Origin of the sequence: Staphylococcus sp. LCT-H4, assembly GCF_001866145.1 — a bacterium.
Taxonomy (GTDB): domain Bacteria; phylum Bacillota; class Bacilli; order Staphylococcales; family Staphylococcaceae; genus Staphylococcus; species Staphylococcus succinus.
This window is the reverse complement of sequence record NZ_MODY01000001.1, coordinates 32074-54301: the sequence shown is the minus strand read 5'-3', so window position 1 is coordinate 54301 and position 22228 is coordinate 32074. Positions and strand designations below refer to the sequence as shown.

Genomic DNA, 22228 nt, shown 5'->3' with positions numbered 1-22228 from the left:
GCTATATACATGTTACAATAAATACCATATTGAATTTGAAAGGACGAAATTATGAAATCACTGATTATAGCAGAAAAACCTTCAGTAGGTCGTGATATTGCAAATACGTTGAATATCAATGAAAAGCGCAATGGCTATTTTGAAAATAATAAATACATTGTTACATGGGCGTTAGGGCATTTAGTTACGAATGCGACTCCAGAACAATATGATAATAATTATAAAGAATGGAAACTTAATGATTTACCTATTATACCAAATAAAATGAAAACAGTTGTTATTAGTAAGACTAAAAAACAATTTTCCACAGTACAAGCATTAATAAATAACAATAAAGTAAAGGATATTATTATTGCAACGGATGCTGGGAGAGAGGGAGAACTTGTTGCACGCTTAATTTTAGACAAAGCGCATAATAAGAAACCTATTCAGCGCTTATGGATTAGTTCAGTAACTAATAAAGCAATAAAAGACGGCTTTAATAAACTTAAAGATGGTAAGCAATTCAATAATTTATATTATGCAGCATTAGCGCGTAGTGAAGCAGATTGGATTGTAGGTATTAATGCGACACGTGCACTAACTACTAAATATGATGCACAACTTTCGCTAGGACGTGTTCAAACACCAACCATTCAACTAGTACAATTGAGACAAAATGAAATAAATCAGTTCAAACCTCAAACTTATTATACGATGAACTTAACTGCGGGAGGATTAACATTCCAAAGTATAAAGCCGCAATCAACTCATGAGAAAAAAGTTTTTGAAGATATAAAAAAAGCAATTGAAGGGCAAGAGGGTGTGATCCAATCTATTACTAAGAGTCACAAGAAATCATATCCACAGCAATTGTTTAGTTTAACTGATTTACAGCAAGAAGCATATAAACGTTATCACCTTGGTCCAAAGGAAACATTAAATACATTACAGGCACTATATGAGAGACATAAAATTGTAACCTATCCACGTACGGATTCAAATTACTTAACTGACGATATGGTCGACACTCTAAAAGATAGACTGCGTGCGATAATGGCTACTTCATTAAAAGACATTGCCAAAACACAAATGAACCAATCATTTTCTGTGAAACAAAGATTCATAAATAACGGTAAGGTTTCAGATCATCACGCTATTATTCCAACAGAAGTACGACCAGATATGAGTCAACTAAGTCAACGTGAAACAAAAGTATATATGATGATTGCACAAAGATATCTTGAGAATCTTATGCCACCACATGAATATGAAGCGATATCGATAGATTTAAAAGTCGGGGATAATATATTTGCGTTTAAAGATAAAGTAACTACTAAATTAGGATATAAAGCAATATTTGATCATCAAGATAAAGTGAATGAATATATTGCACATTTAGAAAAAGACGCCAAACTCAAAGTTAGTCGTGTAAATATTGAACAACATGAAACAACGCCACCTGCATACTTTAATGAAGGAACTTTACTAAAAGCGATGGAAAGCCCACAAAAATTCTTTAAATTAGATGATAAAAAACACAATGAAACGTTAAAAGAAACCGGTGGCATCGGTACCGTTGCGACAAGAGCAGATATCATCGAAAAATTATTTAATATGAATGCAATTGAGAGTCGCGATGGTAAAATAAAAGTAACATCAAAAGGAAAACAAATACTAGAATTGTCACCACAAAAACTAACTTCTCCATTATTAACAGCAGAATGGGAAGAAAAATTATCGTTAATTGAAAAGGGACAATATAATCCAAAACAGTTTATTGCTGAAATGAAGCAGTTTACAAACAATGTAGTTAATGAGATTAAAGAAAGTGAACAAAATTATAAACATGATAATTTAACGACCACTGAATGTCCAACATGTGGAAAATTTATGATTAAAGTAAAAACTAAAAATGGTCAAATGTTGGTCTGCCAAGATCCTACATGTAAAACTAAAAAAAATGTCCAACGAAAAACGAATGCACGTTGTCCAAATTGTCATAAAAAAATGACGCTTTTCGGTAGAGGGAAAGATGCTGTATATCGCTGTGTATGTGGACACACAGAAACACAAGCACAAATGGATAAACGTCATCAAAGTAAAAAAACAGGAAAAGTGAATAAAAAAGATATGAAGAAATATATGAATAATGATGAGGGGTTAGAAAACAATCCATTTCAAGATGCTTTAAAAGGCCTTAAATTCTAATTTTATCGAACAAAGAATTCTTGAAATATCACAAAGTTCGTGTTTGCTATTGTAAAATAGTGTGATTGGTATTAGAATATTAAGGTATTTTAAAAAAAGGAGAACTAACCGTGAAAAAGTATTTCAAGTTTGATAAACATGGAACAAACTATAAGAAAGAGATACTTGGTGGGCTTACAACTTTCTTGTCTATGGCATATATTTTAGCTGTTAATCCACAAGTACTCAGTTTAGCAGGCGTAGATGGTGTGTCTGACGACATGAAGATGGACCAAGGCGCTATATTTGTCGCTACAGCACTTGCAGCATTCGTAGGATCTTTATTTATGGGGCTGATTGCTAGATATCCAATTGCATTAGCGCCTGGAATGGGCTTAAATGCATTCTTTGCATTTACAGTCGTATTAACTATGGGTATACCATGGCAGGTTGGATTAACAGGGGTACTATTTTCAGGGATAGTCTTTGCGATACTAACAATGACCGGATTGAGGGAAACCATTATAAATGCTATTCCCTATCAAATGAAAATGGCAGTTTCAGCAGGTATAGGGCTCTTTATAACATTTGTAGGGTTACAAAGCTCAGGAATTATTGTTAAAAATGACTCAACACTTGTTACATTAGGCCATATAACAGATGGTCCTGTATTGCTAACAATTTTCGGTATTCTAGTTACTGTAATACTCTATGCTAGAAGAGTACCAGGCGCTATATTTATAGGTATGGTGTTAACATCAATACTTGGGATGTTAACAGGACTTATACATACGCCTAGTGGCATCGTAGGGAATGTGCCAAGTATCGAACCAACATTTGGTGCAGCGTTTGATGCTTTTAAAGACCCTAGTCAACTATTTACAGTACAATTTTTAATCGTAATATTAACATTTTTATTTATTGATTTCTTCGATACTGCAGGTACACTAGTAGCTGTTGCATCACAAGCAGGAATCATGAAAGACAACAAATTACCAAGAGCAGGTCGAGCGTTATTTTCAGATTCATTAGCAACAATTGTTGGTGCAATCTTTGGTACAACGACGACAACATCATATATTGAATCAACGTCAGGCGTGGCGGTAGGTGCAAGAACAGGTTTTGCCAGCGTCGTCACTGGGTTCTGCTTCTTGTTAGCAGTATTTTTTAGCCCATTGATGGAGATTGTAACGAGTGCAGTCACTACCCCTGCATTAGTAGTAGTTGGTGTATTAATGGCTGCTAATTTTGCAGAAATTGATTGGAAGAAATTTGAAGTAGCAGTACCAGCATTTATTACAATCATTATGATGCCTTTATCATACTCTATTGCAACGGGTATTGCATGTGGCTTTATATTCTATCCAATTACGATGCTGATTTCTAAAAGACATAAAGAAGTACATCCAATCATGTACGGACTTATGGTATTATTTATACTTTACTTCGTGTTTGTTCACGGATAATAAAAAAACACTGATCGAAGTCGTGATGACTCGGATCAGTGTTTTTTTATTAGTATAGATATATTATAATGAAAAATAAAACAACTAGTGTACCCATGAAAGTTGAATATAGTTAAAAAATAACAAAACCAGTTTCTTCATTATATAGTGAAATTAAAAGGGTAGATAATATAACATGAAATGAATTGGTTGGAATGAACTAATTAAAGACTTTCAATTCAAATGTAAGTACAGAATTATAATAAGCTTGTGATGTAACAATTGAAACTGGGGTTATAATAAATTCTGCATTATCGATTTTGTTATATTATATAAATATTAAATATGATCTTTACGTCTGTCTTCTGTATAAACAACCTTAGCATGTTTGTTCGGAACATATAAAGGCGTAGAAAACAAAATAAAAATCAAGAACAACATTAAAAAGAATAAAACCCAATGTACTACCATCCCAATAACAGGAATAAACGCAATGAAAGATCCAATGATTCCTAATAGAGGAATAATCATCATTGGTTTAATGGAATTTTGTTTATCTACTATTAATATAATCATCGTAATTAAGTATAGTAGTGCATTAATTAATAGTGGTTGCCATCCAAAACTAAGAATTATACTTCCACCTAAGAAAGGAATACCATAAACAAATTCACCGATTAGCAAAACAATACTTAATATAATGAGCGCAGTACGAATACCACTTTTCATACCATATCACCACCTTATTTATCTATTATAGTATATCGAAAAGAAATTCTATAATAAAAAAATAGCAATATCACAAAGAAATTTGAGGAATATCTGAAAAGAGGTTGAACTATAAAGTGAATTCAAGTACAATAACAAAGTATGTGTTAGACAAAAGTTAAAAAACTTTTAAAGAAAAGCTTGATAAATCACGTCTTTTCATGTAACATATCTAATGTTGGACTTTAAGAACACGCGATGAAGCGAAAGGTTACTGACACACCCGGCCGCTTTGCCATGGCGCTGTGTGAGATAGTTTTCGTGGAGAAGTCTATCACTTAAATGTAGACGAATAAGGAGGGAAAATTATGGCAAAACAAAAAATCAGAATCAGATTAAAAGCTTATGATCACAGAGTAATTGATCAATCAGCAGAAAAAATTGTTGAAACAGCGAAACGTTCTGGTGCAGATGTATCTGGACCAATTCCGTTACCGACTGAAAAATCAGTTTACACGATTATCCGTGCCGTGCATAAGTACAAAGATTCACGTGAACAATTCGAACAACGTACACATAAACGTTTAATCGATATTGTTAACCCTACACCAAAAACAGTTGATGCTCTTATGGGCTTAAACTTACCATCAGGCGTAGACATCGAAATCAAATTATAATAGAAAAAATTAGGAGGTGGACTTTCGATGACCAAAGGAATCTTAGGAAGAAAAATCGGGATGACACAAGTTTTCGGAGAAAACGGTGATTTAATTCCAGTAACAGTAGTAGAAGCAAGCCAAAACGTTGTATTACAAAAGAAAACTGAAGAAGTTGACGGATACAACGCTATTCAAGTAGGCTACGAAGATAAAAAAGCTTACAAAAAAAATAGTAAAACAAACAAATACGCTAACAAACCAGCTGAAGGACATGCTAAAAAAGCTGACACAGCACCTAAGCGCTTCATTCGTGAATTCAGAAACGTTAATGTTGATGAATACGAAGTAGGTCAAGAAGTCTCAGTTGATACATTTGAAGCTGGCGACGTAATTGATGTAACTGGCGTATCTAAAGGTAAAGGTTTCCAAGGTGCCATTAAACGTCATAATCAAGCACGTGGTCCAATGTCACATGGTTCTCATTTCCATAGATCACCAGGTTCAATTGGTATGGCATCAGATGCTTCAAAAGTCTTTAAAGGACAAAAAATGCCTGGACGTATGGGTGGTAACACTGTTACAGTTCAAAACTTAGAAGTAGTTCAAACTGACGTAGAAAACAATGTTATTTTAGTAAAAGGTAATGTACCTGGACCTAAAAAAGGATTTTTAGAAATCTCATCATCAATCAAAGGTAATAAATAATATATAGCGAAAGGAGGAAATGCATAATGGCTAATTATGATGTATTTAAAGTAGACGGATCTAAATCAGGTTCAGTTGAATTAAGCGATGCAGTATTTGCAATCGAACCAAACAACAACGTTCTTTTTGAAGCAATCACTTTACAACGTGCTTCATTACGCCAAGGTACACATGCTGTTAAGAATCGCTCAGCAGTACGTGGTGGTGGACGTAAACCATGGAGACAAAAAGGTACAGGACGTGCGCGTCAAGGTACAATCCGTGCTCCACAATGGCGTGGTGGTGGTGTCGTATTCGGACCAACACCAAGAAGCTACTCATACAAAATGCCTAAGAAAATGCGCCGTTTAGCATTACGCTCAGCATTATCATTCAAAGTACAAGAAAAAGGTTTAACTGTTGTTGATACATTAAACTTAGAAGCTCCAAAAACTAAAGAGTTCAAATCTGTACTTTCTAATTTAGAACAACCTAAAAAAGTATTAGTAGTTACAGAATCAGAAGATGTGAACGTTGCTTTATCAGCACGTAACATTCCTGGTGTACAAGTTACTACAGCTCAAGGTTTAAATGTTCTAGATATCACAAGCGCTGACAGTGTAATAATCACAGAATCAGCTGCTAAAAAAGTTGAGGAGGTGCTAGGATAATGGAAGCAAGAGACGTTCTTAAGCGCCCCGTAATCACTGAAAAATCTTCAGTCGCTATGGCTGAAGACAAATATACATTCGACGTTGATACTCGTGCTAACAAAACACAAGTTAAAATCGCCGTTGAAGAAATCTTTGACGTAAAAGTTGATAAAGTAAACATCATCAACTACAAACCAAAGAAAAAACGTATGGGCCGTTACCAAGGCTATACAAACAAAAGACGCGTAGCAATTGTTAAATTAAAAGAAGGATCAATCGATCTATTCAACTAAAATATTACCAATAAGGAGGTAAACGACAATGGCTCTAAAAAAATATAAGCCAATTACTAATGGTCGTCGTAATATGACTTCGTTAGATTTCGCAGAAATTACGAAAACTACACCAGAAAAGTCATTATTACAACCGCTACCGAAAAAAGCGGGACGAAATAACCAAGGTAAATTGACAGTTCGCCATCATGGTGGAGGACATAAACGTCAATACCGTGTTATTGATTTCAAACGTAATAAAGATGGCATCAACGCTAAAGTTGATTCAATTCAATATGATCCAAACCGTTCAGCAAACATTGCTTTATTAGTTTACGCTGATGGAGAAAAACGCTATATCATCGCTCCAAAAAACCTAAAAGTAGGTCAAGTACTTGAGAGTGGTGAAGAAGCAGATATCAAATTAGGTAATGCATTACCATTACAATTCATTCCAGTAGGTACAGTAGTTCACAACATCGAGTTGAAACCTGGTAAAGGTGGACAAATCGCTCGTTCAGCTGGTGCTAGTGCACAAGTACTTGGTAAAGAAGGAAAATATGTGTTAATCAGATTGAGATCTGGTGAAGTACGTATGATTCTTTCAACTTGCCGAGCTACTATTGGTCAAGTTGGTAACATCCAACATGAACTTGTAAACGTTGGTAAAGCAGGACGTTCAAGATGGAAAGGCATTCGCCCTACAGTTCGTGGTTCTGTAATGAACCCTAACGATCACCCACACGGTGGTGGTGAAGGTCGTGCACCTATCGGTAGACCATCTCCAATGTCACCTTGGGGTAAACCTACGCTTGGTAAGAAAACTCGTCGTGGTAAAAAATCATCAGACAAACTTATCGTTCGTGGTCGTAAGAAAAAATAAAAATAACTTATTTGCGTGTGCGGCATAATTGCTGCACGCACACAATAAGAAGGGAGGCGCCACTATGGCTCGTAGTATTAAAAAAGGACCTTTCGCTGACGATCATCTAAAGAAAAAAGTTGAAGCGCAAAGCGGAAGCGAGAAAAAACAAGTAATTAAAACTTGGTCACGTCGTTCAACTATTTTCCCTGATTTCATCGGACATACATTCGCTGTATATGATGGTCGTAAACATGTTCCAGTATTCGTTACTGAAGATATGGTTGGTCATAAATTAGGAGAATTTGCTCCGACACGTACATTCAAAGGTCACGTAGCAGATGACAAAAAAACTAGAAGATAATTCTAACAGGTAGAGGAGGAACTCTGAATGGAAGCAAAAGCGGTTGCTAAAACAATAAGAATCGCACCTCGTAAAGTTAGATTAGTATTAGATCTAATTAGAGGCAAAAGCGCTGGTGAAGCGATTGCGATTTTAAAATTAAAAAACAAAGCTTCATCACCAGTAGTTGAAAAATTACTAATGTCCGCTCTAGCAAATGCTGAACATAACTATGACATGAACACTGATGAATTAATAGTTAAAGAAGCTTATGCTAATGAAGGACCAACATTAAAACGTTTCCGTCCACGTGCACAAGGTCGTGCAAGTGCGATAAACAAACGTACAAGCCACATTACAATCGTCGTAAGTGACGGTAAAGAAGAAGCTAAAGAAGCTTAATCATTTTTTAAGGAGGGAACACTGTGGGTCAAAAAATTAATCCAATCGGACTTCGTGTTGGTGTAATCCGTGATTGGGAAGCTAAATGGTATGCAGAAAAAGACTTCGCATCATTATTACACGAAGATTTAAAAATCCGTAAGTTTATTGATAACGCATTAAATGAAGCATCAGTTTCTCACGTTGACATTGAACGTGCTGCTAATCGTATCAACATCGCTATTCATACTGGTAAGCCAGGTATGGTAATTGGTAAAGGCGGTTCAGAAATTGAAAAATTACGTAACAAATTAAATACATTAACAAGCAAAAAAGTACACATCAATGTAATTGAAATCAAAAAAGTTGATTTAGATGCTAAACTTGTTGCAGAAAACATTGCACGTCAATTAGAAAACCGTGCATCATTCCGTCGTGTACAAAAACAAGCTATTACAAGAGCTATGAAGATTGGTGCTAAAGGTATCAAAACTCAAGTTTCAGGTCGTTTAGGCGGAGCTGACATCGCTCGTGCTGAGCAATATTCAGAAGGAACTGTTCCACTTCATACACTACGTGCTGACATTAGTTATGCACATGCAGAAGCTGACACAACTTATGGTAAATTAGGTGTCAAAGTATGGATCTATCGTGGAGAAGTTCTTCCTACTAAGAACACTAGTGAAGGAGGAAAATAATAATGTTACTACCAAAACGTGTAAAATATCGTCGTCAACATCGTCCTAAAACAACTGGTCGTTCTAAAGGCGGTAACTATGTAACATTTGGTGAGTATGGTTTACAAGCTACTACAACATCTTGGATCACATCTCGTCAAATCGAATCAGCTCGTATTGCAATGACACGTTTCATGAAGCGTGGCGGGAAAGTTTGGATTAAAATCTTCCCACATACACCTTACACTAAAAAACCTCTAGAAGTACGTATGGGTGCTGGTAAAGGTGCCGTTGAAGGCTGGATTGCTGTAGCAAAACCAGGTAGAATTTTATTTGAAATCGCAGGCGTTGATGAAGAAACAGCGCGCGAAGCATTACGTTTAGCAAGTCACAAACTTCCAGTGAAAACTAAGTTTGTAAAACGTGAAGAATTGGGTGGTGAAACAAATGAAAGCTAAGGAAATTAGAGACTTAACCACTTCAGAGATAGAAGAACAAATTAAATCTTCTAAAGAAGAGCTTTTTAACCTACGCTTTCAGTTAGCTACAGGTCAATTAGAAGAGACTGCACGTATTCGCACAGTAAGAAAAACGATTGCACGTCTAAAAACTGTTGCTCGTGAAAGAGAAATTGAACAAGGTAAAGCTAATCAATAATTAATTGAAAGAGGAGGTTACAAAAGTGAGCGAAAGAAATGATCGTAAAGTTTATGTAGGTAGAGTCGTTTCCGATAAAATGGACAAAACTGTAACTGTACTTGTTGAAACATACAAAACGCACAAATTATATGGTAAACGAGTAAAATACTCTAAAAAATACAAAACTCATGATGAAAACAACTCAGCTAAATTAGGGGACACAGTTAAGATTCAAGAAACACGTCCTTTATCAGCAACTAAACGTTTCCGTTTGGTAGAAATTGTTGAAGAATCAGTTATTATTTAATAAATAGTGAAGATAAAGGAGGTTTAACTCATGATCCAACAAGAAACACGTTTGAAAGTAGCAGATAACTCTGGTGCACGTGAAGTTCTTACAATCAAAGTATTAGGTGGATCTGGTCGTAAAACAGCTAATATTGGTGACGTTATCGTAGTAAGTGTTAAAAATGCTACACCAGGTGGCGTTGTCAAAAAAGGTGAAGTAGTTAAAGCTGTTGTCGTACGTACTAAATCAGGCGTACGTCGTAACGATGGTTCATACATCAAATTTGATGAAAATGCATGTGTCATTATTCGTGACGACAAAGGCCCACGCGGTACTCGTATCTTTGGACCAGTTGCTCGTGAATTACGTGAAGGTAACTTCATGAAAATTGTATCATTAGCTCCAGAAGTACTTTAATAATCATTTATAAATATATAAATTTAAGGAGGTGCCACACATGCATATCAAAAAAGGTGACAACGTAAAAGTTATCGCAGGTAAAGACAAAGGTAAAGAAGGTAAAGTTGTTTCAACTGAACCTAAAAAAGACCGTGTCGTTGTGGAAGGTGTCAATTTTATTAAAAAGCACCAAAAACCAACTCAATTTAATCCTGAAGGTGGAATCTTAGAAACAGAGGCAGCAATCCATGTTTCTAACGTACAATTATTAGACCCTAAAACGAATGAACCAACTCGTGTTGGATATAAATTCGAAGATGGTAAAAAAGTTCGTATCGCTAAAAAATCAGGCGAAGAAATTAAATCTAATAATTAATAACTAATTGAAAGGAGGATCCACTGTGAACCGTTTAAAAGAAAAATACAACACTGAAGTTGCTCAAAACTTAGTTAAACAATTTGACTATAGTTCAGTAATGGAAGTACCAAAAATAGAAAAAATAGTTGTGAATATGGGTGTTGGTGACGCTGTTCAAAACACTAAAGTACTAGATGATGCTGTTGAAGAATTACAAGCAATCACTGGTCAAAAACCATTAGTAACAAAAGCTAAAAAATCAGTAGCTACATTCCGTTTACGTGAAGGTATGCCAATCGGTGCGAAAGTAACACTTCGCGGAGAAAGAATGTATGACTTTATTGATAAATTAATCTCAGTTTCACTACCACGTGTACGTGATTTCCGCGGTGTATCAAAATCTGCATTCGACGGTAGAGGTAACTACACTTTAGGTGTTAAAGAACAATTAATTTTCCCAGAAATCGATTATGACCGAGTAAGTAAAATACGAGGAATGGATATCGTTATCGTAACAACTGCTAACACTGACGAGGAAGCTCGTGAATTGTTAACACAATTCGGTATGCCATTTCAAAAATAATCTCTAAAGGAGGCTAATTAAGTGGCTAAAACTTCAATGGTTGCTAAGCAACAAAAAAAACAAAAGTTCCAAGTACGTGAATACACTCGTTGTGAACGCTGTGGTCGTCCACATTCCGTATACCGTAAATTTAAATTATGCCGTATTTGTTTCCGTGAATTAGCTTATAAAGGCCAAATCCCTGGCGTACGTAAAGCTAGCTGGTAATACAAAATAGTCTGAAAGGAGGCAACAATCAATGACAATCAACGATCCAATTGCAGATATGCTAACTCGTGTAAGAAACGCAAACATGGTGCGTCACGATAAATTAGAATTACCTGCTTCAAACATTAAAAAAGAAATTGCTGAAATTTTAAAAAGTGAAGGTTTCATTAAAAACGTAGAATTTGTTGAAGACGATAAACAAGGGGTAATCCGTTTATTCCTTAAATATGGTCAAAACAATGAACGTGTTATCACTGGATTAAAACGTATCTCTAAACCTGGTTTACGTGTTTATGCAAAAGCTAACGAAGTACCTAAAGTACTTAACGGTTTAGGAATTGCATTAGTATCTACTTCAGAAGGTGTTATCACTGATAAAGAAGCTAGAAAACGTAATGTCGGTGGAGAAATTTTAGGATACGTTTGGTAATAATAAATAAGGAGGTGCGATAACATGAGTCGTGTTGGTAAAAAAATTATTGACATTCCTAGTGACGTAACAGTAAGTATTGAAAAACATACAATAACTGTTAAAGGTCCTAAAGGTGAATTATCTAGAACATTTAATGAAAGAATGACATATAAACAAGATGAAAGTACTATTGAAGTTGTAAGACCAACTGATTCTAAAGATGATAGAACAGTACATGGTACAACTCGTGCTTTACTCAACAATATGATACAAGGTGTTTCAAAAGGATACCAAAAAACGCTTGAACTTGTTGGTGTTGGTTACCGTGCTCAAATGCAAGGTAACGACTTAATCTTAAACGTTGGTTACTCTCATCCAGTTGAATTTAAAGCTGAAGACGGTATCACTTTCTCAGTTGAGAAAAACACAACAGTAACAGTAGCTGGTATTTCTAAAGAACAAGTTGGAGGAATAGCTTCTAACATCCGTTCAGTAAGACCTCCAGAACCTTATAAAGGTAAAGGAATTCGTTACCAAGGTGAACACGTTCGCCGTAAAGAAGGTAAAACTGGTAAATAATAAATAACTTTCAGAAGAAAGGAGTAATAAAATGATCAGCAAAATTGATAAAAACAAAGTGCGTTTAAAAAGACATGCACGTGTCCGTACTAAGTTATCTGGCACAGCTGAAAAACCACGCTTAAACATCTATCGTTCAAACAAGCATATCTATGCACAAGTTATCGATGATATTAATGGCAAAACATTAGCTCAAGCTTCTACACAAGAAACAGAATTAGCTAATGAAACAGGTTCAAAAGTTGAATTGTCAGCAAAAGTCGGCGAAACAGTAGCTAAAAGAGCTAGCGAAAAAGGCGTTAAAGCAATCGTATTTGACCGTGGAGGATATTTATACCATGGCCGTGTTAAAGCCTTAGCAGATGCAGCTCGTGAAAATGGTTTAGAATTTTAATTTAAAGGAGGGACATTTACATGGCTCGTAGAGAAGAAGAAGCGAAAGAATTTGAAGAACGCGTTGTTACAATTAACCGTGTCGCAAAAGTTGTAAAAGGTGGTCGTCGTTTCCGTTTCACTGCTTTAGTAGTAGTTGGAGATAGAAATGGTCGCGTTGGATTCGGTACTGGTAAAGCTCAAGAGGTACCTGAAGCAATCAAAAAAGCTGTTGAAGCAGCTAAAAAAGATCTAGTCGTAGTTCCACGTGTTGAAGGTACTACACCTCACACAGTTACTGGACGTTTCAGTTCAGGTAGCGTATTTATGAAACCAGCTGCACCTGGTACAGGTGTTATCGCAGGTGGCCCTGTTCGTGCCGTATTAGAATTAGCAGGTATCACTGATATCTTAAGTAAATCATTAGGTTCAAATACACCAATCAACATGGTTCGTGCAACACTTAATGGATTAAAAAACCTTAAAAATGCTGAAGAAGTTGCAAAATTACGTGGCAAATCAGTAGAAGAATTATACAATTAAGGAGGGAAAATAAGTTATGGCTAAATTACAAATTACCCTCAGTCGTAGTGTTATAGGTCGTCCAGAAACACAACGTAAAACTGTTGAAGCTTTAGGTTTGAAAAAAACGAATTCTTCAGTAGTTGTTGAAGATAACCCAGCTATTCGCGGGCAAATCAACAAAGTAAGTCACTTAGTGACAGTAGAAGAAAAATAATTATAAGGAGGTGCCGAAATGAAATTACATGAGTTAAAACCGGCAGAAGGTTCTCGTAAAGTTCGTAACCGCGTTGGACGTGGTGCAGCTACTGGTAACGGTAAAACTAGTGGTCGTGGACAAAAAGGTCAAAAAGCTCGTTCAGGTGGTAGTGTAAGACCAGGCTTCGAAGGTGGTCAATTACCATTATTCCGTCGCTTGCCAAAACGAGGTTTTACTAACATCAACCGTAAAGAATATGCTATTGTTAACTTAGACCAACTTAATAAATTTGAGGATGGTACTGAAGTAACTCCTGCTTTATTAGTAGAATCTGGTGTAGTGAAGAGTGAAAAATCTGGTATTAAAGTACTAGGTAATGGCTCACTTGACAAAAAGTTATCAGTGAAAGCTCACAAATTCTCTGCATCTGCAGCAGAAGCTATTGATGCTAAAGGTGGAGCACACGAGGTGATCTAATGGTAGAAACGCTTGTGAACTTCTTTAAAACTAAAGAAGTTCGTAACAAGATCTTTTTTACTCTCGCAATGTTAGTTATTTTTAAGATAGGTACTTATATTCCAGCGCCTGGGGTGAACCCAGCTGCCTTTGACAGTCAACAAGGTTCTCAAGGTGTCACTGATTTGTTAAATACATTTGGTGGCGGAGCCTTGAAGAACTTTTCTATCTTTGCCATGGGTATAATGCCTTATATAACTGCATCCATAGTTATGCAGTTATTACAAATGGATATTATTCCGAAGTTTACAGAGTGGGCAAAACAAGGTGATGCAGGTAGAAAAAAACTTAATAACGTAACGCGTTATTTTGCAATTATTCTTGCATTTATCCAATCAATTGGTATGGCTTTCCAATTTAATAATTATTTGAAAGGTCAGTTGATCATGGATCAATCGATTTTCAGTTATTTATTAATTGCTGTTGTTTTAACAGCTGGAACGGCATTCTTAATTTGGTTAGGTGAACAAATCACTCAGTTTGGTGTTGGTAATGGTATTTCAATAATTATCTTTGCAGGCATTTTGTCTTCATTACCTTCATCCTTAATTCAATTCTATCAACAAGCGTTTGTAGGGCAAGATGATGTCACTATGGCGTGGTTGAAAGTACTTGGATTAGTTGTGGGAATGATATTATTAACTGTTGGAGCAATTTACGTATTACAAGCTGTTCGTAAAATTCCAATTCAATATGCCAAGAAACAATCAACACAGCGATTAGGTTCACAAGCAACGTATTTACCTTTGAAAGTTAACTCTGCAGGGGTTATCCCAGTTATCTTTTCAATGGCGTTCTTCTTGTTACCAAGAACATTAACATTGTTCTTCCCTGACGCTAGTTGGGCGCAAAAGATTTCAGATGTTGCAAATCCATCGAATAATATCGGTATGATCGTATACGTAGTACTGATTATTGCTTTCGCATACTTCTATGCATTTGTGCAAGTTAATCCTGAAAAGATGGCAGATAACCTTAAGAAACAAGGAAGTTATGTTCCGGGCATTAGACCTGGCGAGCAAACAAAAAAATATATTACTAGAGTACTCTATCGTTTAACATTTGTTGGATCAATATTCTTAGCTGTAATTGCGATTCTTCCAATTATTGCAACTAAAGTAATGAGCTTGCCTCAATCGATTCAAGTAGGCGGTACTAGCTTACTAATCGTAATTGGTGTTGCAATTGAAACGATGAAGAGTCTTGAGGCTCAAGTGAGTCAAAAAGACTATAGAGGCTTTGGTGGTAGATAAATTGTAGGAGGGCACTTATGAATATCATTTTAATGGGTTTACCTGGAGCAGGTAAAGGAACTCAAGCGAGTGAAATTGTAAAGAAATTCCCAATTCCACACATATCTACTGGCGACATGTTCAGAAAAGCGATTAAAGATGAAACTGATTTAGGCAAAGAAGCTAAATCATACATGGATCGTGGAGAATTAGTCCCTGATGAAGTTACTGTGGGTATCGTTAAAGAAAGAATTTCTGAAGACGATGCGAAAAAAGGATTCTTATTAGATGGTTTTCCTCGTACTATTGAACAAGCTGAAGCATTAAGTGAAATCATGCAAGAATTAGATAGAAAAATTGATGCTGTTATCAATATAGAGGTACCTGAAGAAGAATTAATGAACCGCCTTACTGGTCGTAGAATCTGTGAAAAATGCGGAACTACTTATCATCTTGTATTCAATCCTCCAAAAGTTGATGGTATTTGTGATCTTGACGGTGGTAAATTATATCAACGTGAAGACGACAATCCAGAAACAGTTGCTAATCGTTTAAACGTCAATGTTAAACAATCTAAACCTATCTTGGAATTCTATGATAATAAACAAGTATTAAATAACATTGATGGTTCTAGAGATATTAAAGTCGTTACTGAAGACGTTATTAGTATCTTAGAAGACTTAAAATAAAATCAACTTTGTACGGTCTATGTAATGCTAAAAAGTATAATTGAATAAGAGTGACAATGCGATTAAGTAATTCATTTTAATTTTGTTAAACTTATTAACAACACTTATAGACTCGTATGGTTAGAGTTGATTGTCGACGATAACCAACTATTGCAAGAAGGGGGAAGTTAATAAATGGCTAAACAAGATGTAATTGAATTAGAAGGTACTGTATTAGATACTTTACCAAATGCAATGTTTAAAGTAGAATTAGAAAATGGTCATGAGATTTTAGCTCACGTTAGTGGTAAAATCAGAATGAATTATATTCGTATTCTACCTGGCGACAAAGTAACAGTAGAAATGTCTCCGTATGACTTAACACGCGGCAGAATTACTTATCGTTATAAATAGTTGTCACTCCATAATATAGGGAGGTATTAAAATGAAAGTAAGACCATCAGTAAAACCAATTTGCGAAAAATGTAAAGTCATTAAACGTAAAGGTAAAGTAATGGTAATTTGTAGCAATCCTAAGCATAAACAAAGACAAGGCTAAAAAAGAGAGGTGTAAATAATTATGGCACGTATTGCAGGAGTAGATATTCCACGTGAAAAACGTATTGTTATTTCATTAACATATGTATATGGTATCGGTACAACTACAGCAAATAAAATTGCTGAAGAAGCAAATGTATCACCAGAAACTCGCGTTAAAGATTTAACAGATGATGAATTAGGTCGTATCCGTGAAGTTGTTGACAGCTATAAAGTAGAAGGTGACTTACGTCGTGAGCAAAATTTAAACATTAAACGTTTAATGGAAATCTCATCATACCGTGGTATCCGTCACCGTCGTGGCTTACCAGTACGCGGACAAAAGACTAAAAACAATGCTCGTACTCGTAAAGGCCCAGTTAAAACTGTAGCTAACAAGAAAAAATAATAGGTAAAGGAGGCAAAATTTAAATGGCACGTAAACAAGTATCTCGTAAACGTAGAGTGAAAAAGAATATTGAAAATGGTGTGGCACACATCCGTTCAACATTTAACAATACAATCGTAACAATCACTGATGAATTCGGTAATGCTTTATCATGGTCATCAGCAGGTGCACTTGGATTTAGAGGATCAAAAAAATCAACTCCATTTGCAGCACAAATGGCAGCAGAAACTGCTTCAAAAACAGCTATGGAACATGGCTTGAAAACTGTTGAAGTAACTGTAAAAGGTCCAGGCCCTGGTCGTGAATCAGCTATCCGTGCATTACAATCAGCTGGATTAGAAGTAACTGCTATTCGTGACGTTACTCCAGTTCCACACAATGGTTGTCGTCCACCAAAACGTCGTCGCGTATAATTTTATTGTTATTGTCGCAGGTCACTGAGAAATACAGTACAAATCAAGTCGACGTAATCAAGGAGGATATTTGTAAATGATTGAAATCGAAAAACCTAGAATTGAAACAATTGAAATTAGTGATGATGCTAAATTCGGTAAGTTCGTTGTTGAACCACTAGAACGTGGCTACGGTACTACACTAGGAAACTCCTTACGTCGTATCCTACTATCTTCATTACCAGGTGCAGCCGTTAAGTACATTGAAATCGAAGGCGTTTTACACGAATTCTCAGCTATAGATAATGTTGTTGAAGATGTTTCTACGATTATTATGAACATCAAAAAATTAGCATTAAAAATCTATTCTGAAGAAGATAAAACTTTAGAAATCGATGTTAAAGATGAAGGCGAAGTAACTGCGAGTGACATTACTCATGATAGTGATGTAGAGATTTTAAATCCTGAGATTAAAATCGCAACAGTTTCAAAAGGTGGACATTTAAAAATCCGTCTAGTTGCCAATAAGGGTAGAGGTTACGCATTAGCAGAACAAAATAATACTAGTGATTTACCAATTGGTGTAATTCCAGTGGATTCACTTTATTCACCTGTTGAACGTGTTAACTATACAGTAGAAAACACGCGCGTAGGTCAAAGTAGTGATTTTGATAAATTAACTTTGGATGTTTGGACTAATGGTTCTATTACGCCACAAGAATCTGTTTCATTAGCTGCAAAAATCTTAACTGAACACTTGAATATCTTCGTTGGATTAACTGATGAAGCTCAAAATGCTGAAATCATGATTGAAAAAGAAGAAGATCAAAAAGAAAAAGTACTTGAAATGTCAATTGAAGAATTAGACTTATCTGTCCGTTCTTATAATTGTTTAAAACGCGCAGGTATCAACTCTGTTCAAGAATTAGCTGATAAATCAGAAGCAGATATGATGAAAGTGCGTAATTTAGGTCGTAAATCTTTAGAAGAAGTTAAATATAAACTTGAAGACTTAGGTTTAGGCTTAAGAAAAGAAGATTAATATAAAGGAGGTTAACTCATGGGTTACAGAAAATTAGGTCGTACTTCTGATCAACGTAAAGCTATGTTACGCGATTTAGCTACTTCACTTATCGTTAGTGAGCGTGTTGAAACTACAGAAGCTCGTGCAAAAGAATTACGTAGTGTTGTTGAAAAATTAATCACTTTAGGTAAAAAAGGAGATTTAGCTTCACGTCGTCAAGCTGCTAAAACTTTACGTAATGTAGAAATCTTAAATGAAGATGAAACGATTCAAACTGCGCTACAAAAATTATTCGGTGAAATTGCTGAACGTTATACAGAACGTCAAGGTGGTTACACTCGTATTCTTAAAGTAGGTCCTCGTCGCGGCGACGGTGCTGAATCAGTTATTATCGAATTAGTTTAATTTAAATATGCGTACTACTATATATAAAGCAAATGAGTGCAATGATAATGTTTGCCACATACAAATATTGTCTAGCTCAGAGTGCCCCATCAACTAAATAAACTTTAAAGCGTGAACTCAAAAACAATGATGGGGTGCGCGCTTTTTTTATTTTTAGTCCCCCTTGACTCTTAAGAGCTTAGGGGGACTTATGCAATTGCAAAGCAATAGCGAACCCATTAAGCCCTTGACTCATAAGAGCTTAGGGGGACTTATGCAATTGCAAAGCAATAGCGAACCATTATGCCCTTGACTCTTAAGAGCTTAGGGGGACTTATGCAATTGCAAAGCAATAGCTAACCCATTAAGCCCTTGACTCTTAAGAGCTTAGGGGGACTTATGCAATTGCAAAGCAATAGCGAACCCATTAAGCCCTTGACTCTTAAGAGCTTAGGGGGACTTATGCAATTGCAAAGCAATAGCTAACCCATTAAGCCCTTGACTCTTAAGAGCTTAGGGGGACTTATGCAATTGCAAAGCAATAGCGAACCCATTAAGCCCTTGACTCTTAAGAGCTTAGGGGGACTTATGCAATTGCAAAGCAATAGCTAACCCATTAAGCCCTTGACTCTTAAGAGCTTAGGGGGACTTATGCAATTGCAAAGCAATAGCGAACCCATTAAGCCCTTGACTCTTAAGAGCTTAGGGGGACTTATGCAATTGCAAAGCAATAGCTAACCCATTAAGCCCTTGACTCTTAAGAGCTTAGGGGGACTTATGCAATTGCAAAGCAATAGCGAACCCATTAAGCCCTTGACTCTTAAGAGCTTAGGGGGACTTATGCAATTGCAAAGCAATAGCTAACCCATTAAGCCCTTGACTCTTAAGAGCTTAGGGGGACTTATGCAATTGCAAAGCAATAGCGAACCCATTAAGCCCTTGACTCTTAAGAGCTTAGGGGGACTTATGCAATTGCAAAGCAATAGCGAACCCATTAAGCCCTTGACTCTTAAGAGCTTAGGGGCGTTGGTGACATAAAGTTATGTATTTACTAGCAAATGCATAAAAAGTACTAAAGCTAAAAAAAGTTTATTAGTACTTCTTTAACATGCATTCACTCAATATTTCATGTAAAATAGAAAAGGTATATAAAGTGAGAATCAAAAACTTTTGGAGGCAATTGATATGGATACGCAAGAAAATATCATTAAATTTAATCATGTTTCATTTAAATATAATAGTGATGAACCACTTGCGTTAAGTGACGTATCTTTTGATATTCCAAAAGGTAAATGGACATCCATTGTTGGTCACAATGGATCTGGTAAATCTACTATAGCAAAATTGATGATTGGTATTGAATCACCTGCTGAAGGTCATATTTACTTTAAAGATAAGTGTATTAATAAAGAAGATTTGAATTATTTAAGAAAACATATCGGTATCGTTTTTCAAAATCCAGAAAATCAATTTGTTGGTTCTACAGTAGAATATGACGTGGCTTTTGGTCTCGAAAATCATGCAGTTACTTATGAGAAAATGCGTGAACTTGTTCCTAAAGCTTTATTAGATGTAGATATGTTAGATAGAGCAGAATATGAACCACAGTCCTTATCTGGTGGTCAAAAGCAACGTGTAGCTATAGCGGGTGTACTTGCGTTAAATACAGACATTATAATTTTAGATGAGGCGACATCAATGTTAGATCCTGCGGGTAGAAAAGAATTATTGACATTAATTCATCAGCTTAAGGCTGATAATGATGTAACTATTATTTCTATTACGCATGACTTAAGTGAGGCAGCAGAAGCAGACCATTTAGTAGTTTTGAATGAAGGTACAGTATTTCAAACTGGTTTACCTCAAAGTATTTTTAATTATGCAGATAGATTAACGGATATTGGATTAGACCTGCCGTTTTCAATACGTATGAATCAATATCTATCTGATACTACTGAATACATAACTTATGAAGGGTTGTTGAAAAAGCTATGACAGTCAACTTTAACAAAGTCAGTTATGTTTATCAAAGAGGTACACCATTTGAGCATCTTGCATTAAGAGATGTGGTAACGTCCTTTGAACAAGGTAAATACTACGCTATTATAGGTCAAACAGGGTCAGGTAAATCAACATTGATACAGCACTTTAATGGCTTGTTAAAGCCATCTAAAGGCGCGTTACAAGTCGATGATGTAACGATCACTCATAAGACAAAGGATAAGCAATTAAAGCAGTTACGTAAGCGTGTAGGTGTTGTGTTTCAATTTCCTGAGTCTCAATTATTTGAGGATTCTGTAGAACGAGAAATTATGTTTGGCCCTAAGAATTTTGACATGCCTTTAGATGAAGTGAAAGATAGAGCGTTCCATTTACTTTTAGACTTTGGTTTCAATAGAGATATACTACAGCAGTCTCCTTTTCAAATGTCAGGGGGACAAATGAGAAAAATAGCTATTACATCGATTTTAGCTATGGATCCTGATGTTGTTATTCTTGATGAACCTACAGCTGGTTTAGATCCAAAAAGTAGAAAACAAATTATGGAGTTAATTAAAAAGTTACAAATAGAACAAAATAAAACCATTATACTTGTGACACATGAAATGAATGACGTAGCTAAGTATGTAGATGAAGTTAAAATTATGAAACGTGGGAAACTGATTGAATCATGCTCACCACGCAAGTTATTTAGTGATACTAATTATGTGAATCAACTTCATTTAGATGTGCCAGATATTGTGAAATTACAGAGAGATATAGAAGATAAATATCAATACGATTTCAGTAAAATTGCGTTAACAGAAGCAGAGTTCATCGCGATGTATAAGGAGTGGCGCCAAGATGAAAGATAAGTTTATTATTGGACGTTACTTACCCTTAGACACATTAGTGCATCGTTTAGATCCACGCGCAAAATTAATATTTGTGTTCTTCTTTATCATTTTAATCTTTTTTGCACATTCATTTGCTACTTATTTATGGTTGTTTATTTTAATTCTTTTATTTGTGAAGCTAGCTCATATCAAACTTTGGTTCTTATTTAAAGGCTTAACACCCATTTGGATTTTCCTAGTGTTTACATTGCTTATGCACTTGTTTTTAACTAAAGGTGGAACACGATTAGTTGAATTGAGCTTTATTTCAATTGACACACAAGGGATATTAGAAGGTATCTATATTGTTTTAAGACTGATGTTTATTATTATGATATCAACTATTATGACGTTGACTACAAGCCCTATAGACTTAACAGATGCGTTTGAACGTTTATTATCACCGTTAAAAATGATTAAAATACCTGTACATCAGCTGAGTATGATGATGTCAATCGCATTGCGTTTTATCCCCACATTGATGAATGAGTTAGATAAGATTATTTTAGCTCAAAAGTCACGTGGCTCAGAAATTAGTTCTGGTGGTTTAGCGAATCGTATAAAGGCATTTATTCCATTATTGATTCCACTATTTATTTCTGCATTTCAAAGGGCAGAAGATTTAGCCATTGCTATGGAAGTAAGAGGCTATGAAACAAATAAGCAAAGAACGAGTTATCGAAAGCTAAAATGGCAATGGCCGGATAGTTTGTTATTGGTATTACTATTACCCATAATAGTTATATTATTTGCTTTGAAATTAATAGGAGTGTAAGTT

General features: G+C 35.6%; 35 protein-coding genes. 34 read left to right on the top strand and 1 reads right to left on the bottom strand.

What is annotated here, in order from left to right:
• The first annotated feature begins 51 nt into the window (after nucleotides 1–51).
• Nucleotides 52–2190 carry a DNA topoisomerase III gene (locus BK821_RS00325; protein ID WP_071330953.1) on the top strand — a complete coding sequence of 713 codons (2139 nt, stop codon included), beginning with the start codon at nucleotides 52–54 and terminating at the stop codon, nucleotides 2188–2190.
• A 110-nt stretch (nucleotides 2191–2300) separates the two neighbouring features.
• Nucleotides 2301–3635, top strand: coding sequence for an NCS2 family permease (locus BK821_RS00320; protein ID WP_046835673.1), 1335 nt, complete (start codon nucleotides 2301–2303; stop codon nucleotides 3633–3635).
• A gap of 318 nt (nucleotides 3636–3953) precedes the next feature.
• Here the strand turns inward: BK821_RS00320 and BK821_RS00315 are convergent, their stop codons facing one another.
• Nucleotides 3954–4343 (bottom strand): hypothetical protein, encoded by a 390-nt coding sequence (locus BK821_RS00315; protein ID WP_046835672.1) that lies wholly within the window; start codon nucleotides 4341–4343, stop codon nucleotides 3954–3956.
• A 347-nt stretch (nucleotides 4344–4690) separates the two neighbouring features.
• Here BK821_RS00315 and rpsJ point away from each other — a divergent pair, with 347 nt between their 5' ends.
• From rpsJ to BK821_RS00155, 32 genes are all read left to right on the top strand, one after another.
• Complete coding sequence (gene rpsJ, locus BK821_RS00310) at nucleotides 4691–4999, top strand: 30S ribosomal protein S10 (protein WP_001118667.1); 309 nt, start codon at nucleotides 4691–4693, stop codon at nucleotides 4997–4999.
• A 27-nt stretch (nucleotides 5000–5026) separates the two neighbouring features.
• On the top strand, nucleotides 5027–5686 hold the full coding sequence (rplC, locus tag BK821_RS00305) for a 50S ribosomal protein L3 (protein WP_046835671.1): 660 nt from the start codon (nucleotides 5027–5029) through the stop codon (nucleotides 5684–5686).
• Nucleotides 5687–5712: 26 nt separating this feature from the next.
• Nucleotides 5713–6336, top strand: coding sequence for a 50S ribosomal protein L4 (rplD, locus tag BK821_RS00300; RefSeq protein ID WP_046835670.1), 624 nt, complete (start codon nucleotides 5713–5715; stop codon nucleotides 6334–6336).
• Nucleotides 6336–6611 carry a 50S ribosomal protein L23 gene (rplW, locus tag BK821_RS00295; protein WP_042739083.1) on the top strand — a complete coding sequence of 92 codons (276 nt, stop codon included), beginning with the start codon at nucleotides 6336–6338 and terminating at the stop codon, nucleotides 6609–6611. Before rplD ends, rplW begins: the two co-directional genes overlap by 1 nt.
• Before the next feature lie 28 nt (nucleotides 6612–6639).
• Nucleotides 6640–7473: a 50S ribosomal protein L2 gene (gene rplB / locus BK821_RS00290; RefSeq protein WP_046835669.1), complete on the top strand. Its 834-nt coding sequence runs from the start codon at nucleotides 6640–6642 to the stop codon at nucleotides 7471–7473.
• A 64-nt stretch (nucleotides 7474–7537) separates the two neighbouring features.
• Nucleotides 7538–7816 carry a 30S ribosomal protein S19 gene (gene rpsS / locus BK821_RS00285; RefSeq protein WP_046835668.1) on the top strand — a complete coding sequence of 93 codons (279 nt, stop codon included), beginning with the start codon at nucleotides 7538–7540 and terminating at the stop codon, nucleotides 7814–7816.
• A 27-nt stretch (nucleotides 7817–7843) separates the two neighbouring features.
• A complete protein-coding gene (gene rplV, locus BK821_RS00280) occupies nucleotides 7844–8197 on the top strand; it encodes a 50S ribosomal protein L22 (RefSeq protein WP_002482617.1) in 354 nt (117 codons plus the stop codon).
• A 23-nt stretch (nucleotides 8198–8220) separates the two neighbouring features.
• Nucleotides 8221–8874 (top strand): 30S ribosomal protein S3, encoded by a 654-nt coding sequence (gene rpsC, locus BK821_RS00275; RefSeq protein WP_046835667.1) that lies wholly within the window; start codon nucleotides 8221–8223, stop codon nucleotides 8872–8874.
• Between the two features lie 2 nt (nucleotides 8875–8876).
• Complete coding sequence (gene rplP / locus BK821_RS00270; protein WP_046835666.1) at nucleotides 8877–9311, top strand: 50S ribosomal protein L16; 435 nt, start codon at nucleotides 8877–8879, stop codon at nucleotides 9309–9311.
• Nucleotides 9301–9510 carry a 50S ribosomal protein L29 gene (gene rpmC / locus BK821_RS00265; RefSeq protein ID WP_002482620.1) on the top strand — a complete coding sequence of 70 codons (210 nt, stop codon included), beginning with the start codon at nucleotides 9301–9303 and terminating at the stop codon, nucleotides 9508–9510. Before rplP ends, rpmC begins: the two co-directional genes overlap by 11 nt.
• A 25-nt stretch (nucleotides 9511–9535) precedes the next feature.
• The gene (rpsQ, locus tag BK821_RS00260) at nucleotides 9536–9799 is read left to right on the top strand and encodes a 30S ribosomal protein S17 (protein WP_046835665.1); all 264 of its coding nucleotides are present in this window, start codon (nucleotides 9536–9538) and stop codon (nucleotides 9797–9799) included.
• Nucleotides 9800–9829: 30 nt separating this feature from the next.
• Nucleotides 9830–10198 (top strand): 50S ribosomal protein L14, encoded by a 369-nt coding sequence (gene rplN / locus BK821_RS00255; RefSeq protein ID WP_002482622.1) that lies wholly within the window; start codon nucleotides 9830–9832, stop codon nucleotides 10196–10198.
• A gap of 40 nt (nucleotides 10199–10238) precedes the next feature.
• A complete protein-coding gene (gene rplX / locus BK821_RS00250; RefSeq protein ID WP_046835664.1) occupies nucleotides 10239–10556 on the top strand; it encodes a 50S ribosomal protein L24 in 318 nt (105 codons plus the stop codon).
• A 25-nt stretch (nucleotides 10557–10581) separates the two neighbouring features.
• A complete protein-coding gene (rplE, locus tag BK821_RS00245) occupies nucleotides 10582–11121 on the top strand; it encodes a 50S ribosomal protein L5 (protein ID WP_046835663.1) in 540 nt (179 codons plus the stop codon).
• A 21-nt stretch (nucleotides 11122–11142) separates the two neighbouring features.
• Entirely contained in the window at nucleotides 11143–11328 is a 186-nt protein-coding gene (locus BK821_RS00240) for a type Z 30S ribosomal protein S14 (protein ID WP_002482625.1), read from the top strand.
• A gap of 31 nt (nucleotides 11329–11359) precedes the next feature.
• A complete protein-coding gene (gene rpsH / locus BK821_RS00235) occupies nucleotides 11360–11758 on the top strand; it encodes a 30S ribosomal protein S8 (protein WP_046835662.1) in 399 nt (132 codons plus the stop codon).
• A 24-nt stretch (nucleotides 11759–11782) separates the two neighbouring features.
• Entirely contained in the window at nucleotides 11783–12319 is a 537-nt protein-coding gene (gene rplF / locus BK821_RS00230) for a 50S ribosomal protein L6 (RefSeq protein WP_046835661.1), read from the top strand.
• 31 nt (nucleotides 12320–12350) lie between these two features.
• Nucleotides 12351–12713, top strand: a complete 363-nt coding sequence (rplR, locus tag BK821_RS00225) for a 50S ribosomal protein L18 (RefSeq protein ID WP_046835660.1) — start codon at nucleotides 12351–12353, stop codon at nucleotides 12711–12713.
• A 20-nt stretch (nucleotides 12714–12733) separates the two neighbouring features.
• On the top strand, nucleotides 12734–13234 hold the full coding sequence (gene rpsE / locus BK821_RS00220) for a 30S ribosomal protein S5 (protein ID WP_046835659.1): 501 nt from the start codon (nucleotides 12734–12736) through the stop codon (nucleotides 13232–13234).
• Between the two features lie 16 nt (nucleotides 13235–13250).
• Nucleotides 13251–13430, top strand: a complete 180-nt coding sequence (gene rpmD, locus BK821_RS13300) for a 50S ribosomal protein L30 (protein ID WP_046835658.1) — start codon at nucleotides 13251–13253, stop codon at nucleotides 13428–13430.
• A gap of 18 nt (nucleotides 13431–13448) precedes the next feature.
• Complete coding sequence (rplO, locus tag BK821_RS00210) at nucleotides 13449–13889, top strand: 50S ribosomal protein L15 (RefSeq protein ID WP_046835657.1); 441 nt, start codon at nucleotides 13449–13451, stop codon at nucleotides 13887–13889.
• Complete coding sequence (gene secY, locus BK821_RS00205) at nucleotides 13889–15181, top strand: preprotein translocase subunit SecY (RefSeq protein ID WP_046835656.1); 1293 nt, start codon at nucleotides 13889–13891, stop codon at nucleotides 15179–15181. Before rplO ends, secY begins: the two co-directional genes overlap by 1 nt.
• 17 nt (nucleotides 15182–15198) lie before the next feature.
• The gene (locus BK821_RS00200) at nucleotides 15199–15849 is read left to right on the top strand and encodes an adenylate kinase (RefSeq protein WP_046835655.1); all 651 of its coding nucleotides are present in this window, start codon (nucleotides 15199–15201) and stop codon (nucleotides 15847–15849) included.
• 174 nt (nucleotides 15850–16023) lie between these two features.
• Nucleotides 16024–16242 (top strand): translation initiation factor IF-1, encoded by a 219-nt coding sequence (gene infA, locus BK821_RS00195; protein ID WP_001118443.1) that lies wholly within the window; start codon nucleotides 16024–16026, stop codon nucleotides 16240–16242.
• Nucleotides 16243–16273: 31 nt separating this feature from the next.
• Nucleotides 16274–16387, top strand: coding sequence for a 50S ribosomal protein L36 (rpmJ, locus tag BK821_RS00190; protein ID WP_002482634.1), 114 nt, complete (start codon nucleotides 16274–16276; stop codon nucleotides 16385–16387).
• A 21-nt stretch (nucleotides 16388–16408) separates the two neighbouring features.
• Nucleotides 16409–16774: a 30S ribosomal protein S13 gene (gene rpsM, locus BK821_RS00185; protein WP_029378523.1), complete on the top strand. Its 366-nt coding sequence runs from the start codon at nucleotides 16409–16411 to the stop codon at nucleotides 16772–16774.
• A 23-nt stretch (nucleotides 16775–16797) separates the two neighbouring features.
• Nucleotides 16798–17187 (top strand): 30S ribosomal protein S11, encoded by a 390-nt coding sequence (gene rpsK, locus BK821_RS00180; protein ID WP_046835654.1) that lies wholly within the window; start codon nucleotides 16798–16800, stop codon nucleotides 17185–17187.
• A gap of 76 nt (nucleotides 17188–17263) precedes the next feature.
• The gene (locus BK821_RS00175; RefSeq protein ID WP_046835653.1) at nucleotides 17264–18208 is read left to right on the top strand and encodes a DNA-directed RNA polymerase subunit alpha; all 945 of its coding nucleotides are present in this window, start codon (nucleotides 17264–17266) and stop codon (nucleotides 18206–18208) included.
• Between the two features lie 18 nt (nucleotides 18209–18226).
• On the top strand, nucleotides 18227–18595 hold the full coding sequence (gene rplQ / locus BK821_RS00170; protein ID WP_046835652.1) for a 50S ribosomal protein L17: 369 nt from the start codon (nucleotides 18227–18229) through the stop codon (nucleotides 18593–18595).
• Between the two features lie 1164 nt (nucleotides 18596–19759).
• Entirely contained in the window at nucleotides 19760–20569 is an 810-nt protein-coding gene (locus tag BK821_RS00165; protein ID WP_046835651.1) for an energy-coupling factor transporter ATPase, read from the top strand.
• Nucleotides 20566–21429 carry an energy-coupling factor transporter ATPase gene (locus tag BK821_RS00160; protein ID WP_071330952.1) on the top strand — a complete coding sequence of 288 codons (864 nt, stop codon included), beginning with the start codon at nucleotides 20566–20568 and terminating at the stop codon, nucleotides 21427–21429. The genes BK821_RS00165 and BK821_RS00160 overlap by 4 nt, the downstream gene beginning before the upstream one ends.
• The gene (locus tag BK821_RS00155) at nucleotides 21419–22225 is read left to right on the top strand and encodes an energy-coupling factor transporter transmembrane component T family protein (protein ID WP_071330951.1); all 807 of its coding nucleotides are present in this window, start codon (nucleotides 21419–21421) and stop codon (nucleotides 22223–22225) included. The genes BK821_RS00160 and BK821_RS00155 overlap by 11 nt, the downstream gene beginning before the upstream one ends.
• The last annotated feature ends 3 nt before the right edge of the window (nucleotides 22226–22228 follow it).

Coding starts and splice junctions, on each gene's coding strand:
- infA (WP_001118443.1), top strand. CDS start 16,024: ATGGCTAAACAAGATGTAATTGAATTAGAAGGTACTGTATTAGATACT.
- rplC (WP_046835671.1), top strand. CDS start 5,027: ATGACCAAAGGAATCTTAGGAAGAAAAATCGGGATGACACAAGTTTTC.
- rplW (WP_042739083.1), top strand. CDS start 6,336: ATGGAAGCAAGAGACGTTCTTAAGCGCCCCGTAATCACTGAAAAATCT.
- rplO (WP_046835657.1), top strand. CDS start 13,449: ATGAAATTACATGAGTTAAAACCGGCAGAAGGTTCTCGTAAAGTTCGT.
- BK821_RS00155 (WP_071330951.1), top strand. CDS start 21,419: ATGAAAGATAAGTTTATTATTGGACGTTACTTACCCTTAGACACATTA.
- BK821_RS00165 (WP_046835651.1), top strand. CDS start 19,760: ATGGATACGCAAGAAAATATCATTAAATTTAATCATGTTTCATTTAAA.
- rplR (WP_046835660.1), top strand. CDS start 12,351: ATGATCAGCAAAATTGATAAAAACAAAGTGCGTTTAAAAAGACATGCA.
- rplB (WP_046835669.1), top strand. CDS start 6,640: ATGGCTCTAAAAAAATATAAGCCAATTACTAATGGTCGTCGTAATATG.
- rplD (WP_046835670.1), top strand. CDS start 5,713: ATGGCTAATTATGATGTATTTAAAGTAGACGGATCTAAATCAGGTTCA.
- rplX (WP_046835664.1), top strand. CDS start 10,239: ATGCATATCAAAAAAGGTGACAACGTAAAAGTTATCGCAGGTAAAGAC.
- rplF (WP_046835661.1), top strand. CDS start 11,783: ATGAGTCGTGTTGGTAAAAAAATTATTGACATTCCTAGTGACGTAACA.
- rpsE (WP_046835659.1), top strand. CDS start 12,734: ATGGCTCGTAGAGAAGAAGAAGCGAAAGAATTTGAAGAACGCGTTGTT.
- rpsS (WP_046835668.1), top strand. CDS start 7,538: ATGGCTCGTAGTATTAAAAAAGGACCTTTCGCTGACGATCATCTAAAG.
- rplN (WP_002482622.1), top strand. CDS start 9,830: ATGATCCAACAAGAAACACGTTTGAAAGTAGCAGATAACTCTGGTGCA.
- rpsJ (WP_001118667.1), top strand. CDS start 4,691: ATGGCAAAACAAAAAATCAGAATCAGATTAAAAGCTTATGATCACAGA.
- BK821_RS00200 (WP_046835655.1), top strand. CDS start 15,199: ATGAATATCATTTTAATGGGTTTACCTGGAGCAGGTAAAGGAACTCAA.
- secY (WP_046835656.1), top strand. CDS start 13,889: ATGGTAGAAACGCTTGTGAACTTCTTTAAAACTAAAGAAGTTCGTAAC.
- rpmC (WP_002482620.1), top strand. CDS start 9,301: ATGAAAGCTAAGGAAATTAGAGACTTAACCACTTCAGAGATAGAAGAA.
- rpsM (WP_029378523.1), top strand. CDS start 16,409: ATGGCACGTATTGCAGGAGTAGATATTCCACGTGAAAAACGTATTGTT.
- rpmJ (WP_002482634.1), top strand. CDS start 16,274: ATGAAAGTAAGACCATCAGTAAAACCAATTTGCGAAAAATGTAAAGTC.
- rpsH (WP_046835662.1), top strand. CDS start 11,360: ATGACAATCAACGATCCAATTGCAGATATGCTAACTCGTGTAAGAAAC.
- BK821_RS00315 (WP_046835672.1), bottom strand. CDS start 4,343: ATGAAAAGTGGTATTCGTACTGCGCTCATTATATTAAGTATTGTTTTG.
- rplP (WP_046835666.1), top strand. CDS start 8,877: ATGTTACTACCAAAACGTGTAAAATATCGTCGTCAACATCGTCCTAAA.
- BK821_RS00160 (WP_071330952.1), top strand. CDS start 20,566: ATGACAGTCAACTTTAACAAAGTCAGTTATGTTTATCAAAGAGGTACA.
- rpmD (WP_046835658.1), top strand. CDS start 13,251: ATGGCTAAATTACAAATTACCCTCAGTCGTAGTGTTATAGGTCGTCCA.
- BK821_RS00175 (WP_046835653.1), top strand. CDS start 17,264: ATGATTGAAATCGAAAAACCTAGAATTGAAACAATTGAAATTAGTGAT.
- rplQ (WP_046835652.1), top strand. CDS start 18,227: ATGGGTTACAGAAAATTAGGTCGTACTTCTGATCAACGTAAAGCTATG.
- rpsK (WP_046835654.1), top strand. CDS start 16,798: ATGGCACGTAAACAAGTATCTCGTAAACGTAGAGTGAAAAAGAATATT.
- BK821_RS00325 (WP_071330953.1), top strand. CDS start 52: ATGAAATCACTGATTATAGCAGAAAAACCTTCAGTAGGTCGTGATATT.
- rplV (WP_002482617.1), top strand. CDS start 7,844: ATGGAAGCAAAAGCGGTTGCTAAAACAATAAGAATCGCACCTCGTAAA.